At 63.3% G+C, this 2,491-nt stretch carries 4 protein-coding genes; 3 read left to right on the top strand and 1 reads right to left on the bottom strand.

Annotated elements, in window-relative coordinates; all coding sequences use genetic code 11:
* Positions 1–42: 42 nt before the first annotated feature.
* Positions 43–231 carry a hypothetical protein gene (locus C515_RS24670; RefSeq protein ID WP_245575050.1) on the bottom strand — a complete coding sequence of 63 codons (189 nt, stop codon included), beginning with the start codon at positions 229–231 and terminating at the stop codon, positions 43–45.
* On the opposite strand from C515_RS24670, the gene C515_RS24960 reads away from it, so the two are divergent.
* The 3 genes from C515_RS24960 (at position 154) to tnpC (ending at position 2,447) form a co-directional block, all read left to right on the top strand.
* Positions 154–486: a transposase gene (locus tag C515_RS24960; RefSeq protein WP_373277259.1), complete on the top strand. Its 333-nt coding sequence runs from the start codon at positions 154–156 to the stop codon at positions 484–486. The two genes, C515_RS24670 and C515_RS24960, sit on opposite strands and share 78 nt — an antisense overlap.
* Positions 483–818, top strand: coding sequence for an IS66 family insertion sequence element accessory protein TnpB (tnpB, locus tag C515_RS0116380; RefSeq protein ID WP_211234090.1), 336 nt, complete (start codon positions 483–485; stop codon positions 816–818). Before C515_RS24960 ends, tnpB begins: the two co-directional genes overlap by 4 nt.
* Before the next feature lie 69 nt (positions 819–887).
* A complete protein-coding gene (gene tnpC, locus C515_RS0116375; protein ID WP_028456387.1) occupies positions 888–2,447 on the top strand; it encodes an IS66 family transposase in 1,560 nt (519 codons plus the stop codon).
* The last annotated feature ends 44 nt before the right edge of the window (positions 2,448–2,491 follow it).

The following is a 2,491-nucleotide window of genomic DNA, read 5'->3' as shown; positions in this document are numbered from 1 at the left end:
GTATGCGCCCAGCCGCCCCACCTTGAAGCACCCCGCCCAAAATCAGGATGATGGTGTCCACGATCTTTCTTCGTGGACACCATGCCCTTGATCCCACTCCCCCCAGTCCGCCATCAACGGCGGACCCACAGTCCAGAATTCAAAGCAGCCGTCGTGGCCGCTTGCCGACAACCGGGTATTTCCGTCGCGGCCATCGCCCGACAGCACGATCTGAATGACAATCTCGTGCATAAATGGCTGCGAGAGTCCAAGCGGGGCGACCCCGCTTTTTCCCCGACGGTTATGCCTGCGCCACCCGGTGCAGGGCTGGCTTCCGGCAGCCCAGCCACCCATTCTTTCCTCCCTGTACGGGTCGCGGAGGACAGGCCGGCGTATCCCCGCATGATTCATTTGCACTTCCGCCAGGGTGATAAAGAGTTGCATATCGATTGGCCGGCTGCCCAGAGCGAGGAGTGTCTGCTACTCATTCAGGCATGGCTGCGATGATACGACCCGAACAAGTCTGGCTGGCGGTCGAGCCTATCGATGGCCGCTGGGGCGTTGATCAGCTGACCCGGCGGGTGATCGATCATCATGCCGGTTCGCCCGCCGATGGGCGGGTGTATGTCTTCTGCAATCGCGCCCGCACTCGCTTGAAGCTGCTGCACTGGGATGGCACCGGCGTCTGGCTGGCGCAGCGCCGGCTGCATCAGGGGCGTTTCGTCTGGCCGCAGGCTGGCGCAGGCGCGGTGGAACTGGATGCCGAGCAGTGGCGCTGGCTCATCACCGGGGTGGACTGGCAACGTCTGCGGGCCTCACCGCAGCATTGGCAACTGTGATTGCAAAGGGTATCGCTCTGAAACCCTTTGATGCTGGTGGCTGTCGAGCATTACCCGTAGCATGCAAGGATGAATCTCGCTGACGAACTGGCCCGCTCCAATCTGCCTGCATCGGTGCAGGCCGCTATCTTGGCGCAATTGGAACAACAGGCAAGCGCGTTGGCGCAGCACGAAGCCGAACTCCAGCAACGCGACCAGAAGATCGAGGCGCTGACGCTGGAACTGGCGCACTGGCGCCGTTTGCGCTTTGGCGTCAAATCCGAAGCGCTGGCCGCCGAGCAGCGTGATCTGTTTCATGACACGCTCGACAGCGACATTGCCGCACTGGAAGCCCGACTGGCTGAACTGCACACCGCAGCTGCCGCAACACCGGTTCAGCAAACATCCGCTACCCCACGCGCTCGCGCCGGCCGGCAGCCACTGCCCGCGCATCTGCCGCGCCTCGAGATCACCCACGAACCAGCTACCTGCCAGTGCGCCGCTTGCCAAAGTTCGCTGGTCAAGATTGGCGAGGACGTGAGCGAGCAGCTGGATTACCAGCCAGGCAGCTTCCGCGTCCTGCGCCACCATCGCCCGCAGTATGCCTGCCAACACTGTGAAACGGTCACCGCCGCACCGGTCGCGCCAGCCATCATCGATGGCGGTCTGCCGACCCCGGCGTTATTGGCGTGGGTGATGGTCAGCAAGTACACCGACCATCTGCCGCTGTACCGCCTCAGCCAGATCGCCGAACGCAGTGGCGTTGAGCTGGCGCGTTCCACCCTGGCCAGCTGGGTGGGTGTGGTCGGGGTCTGGTTGCAGCCGCTGGCTGATCGGCTGGCCGGGCAACTGCGGCAACAGACGATCCTGCATGCGGATGAAACACCGGTGCAGCAACTTGATCCCGGTAGTGGCAAGACCAAACGGGCCTATTTGTGGGCTTACCGCAGTAACGATCTGGCGGGAGGGCCGCCGATCATCGTGTTCGACTATCAGACCTCGCGGTCAGGCAAGCATGCGCACGCCTTCCTGCTGGACTGGCGCGGCCAGCTCATGGTTGACGACTATGCCGGCTACAAAGCGCTGTTTGGCAACGGCGTAAGCGAACTCGCCTGCTGGGCACATGCGCGGCGGAAGTTCCACGACTATCACCAGGCGACAGGCAGCCCGGTTGCTGCCGAAGCGCTGCAACGCATCGCTGCACTGTATGCGGTGGAAGGTGCTGCAGGCCGTCTCACGCCGGCAGAACGGCAGACTGTACGCCAGCAGCAAAGCCAGCCGCTACTGACCGAGTTCAAGCACTGGCTGGACGAGCAATTGCAGCATGCCGCGCCGAACAGCGGGCTGGCGAAAGCGCTGAGCTACAGCGCCCGGCGCTGGGTCGCGCTCAGTGGCTACGCCGACAGTGGTGATGCACCGATCGACAACAACCCGGTGGAAAACGCCATCCGGCCGATCGCACTGGGGAAGAAGAACTGGTTGTTTGCCGGCAGCGAAGCCAGCGGCCGCCGTGCCGCCGCAATCCAGAGCCTGCTTGGCACCGCGAAACTGAACGGCATTGAGCCGCTGAGTTGGCTGACGGAAACGCTGGAAAAACTGCCGGCCTGGCCGAACAGCCAAATCGACGAGTTGCTGCCACTGCGACGCTAACCGAGGCGGTTTCCTTGATCAATGCGGGGCGGCTGGACGCTTAC

It is taken from the genome of Chitinilyticum litopenaei DSM 21440 (genome assembly GCF_000428145.1).
Classification (GTDB): domain Bacteria; phylum Pseudomonadota; class Gammaproteobacteria; order Burkholderiales; family Chitinibacteraceae; genus Chitinilyticum; species Chitinilyticum litopenaei.
The sequence above is the reverse complement of the archived record's forward strand: the minus strand, read 5'-3'. Positions and strand labels throughout refer to the sequence as shown.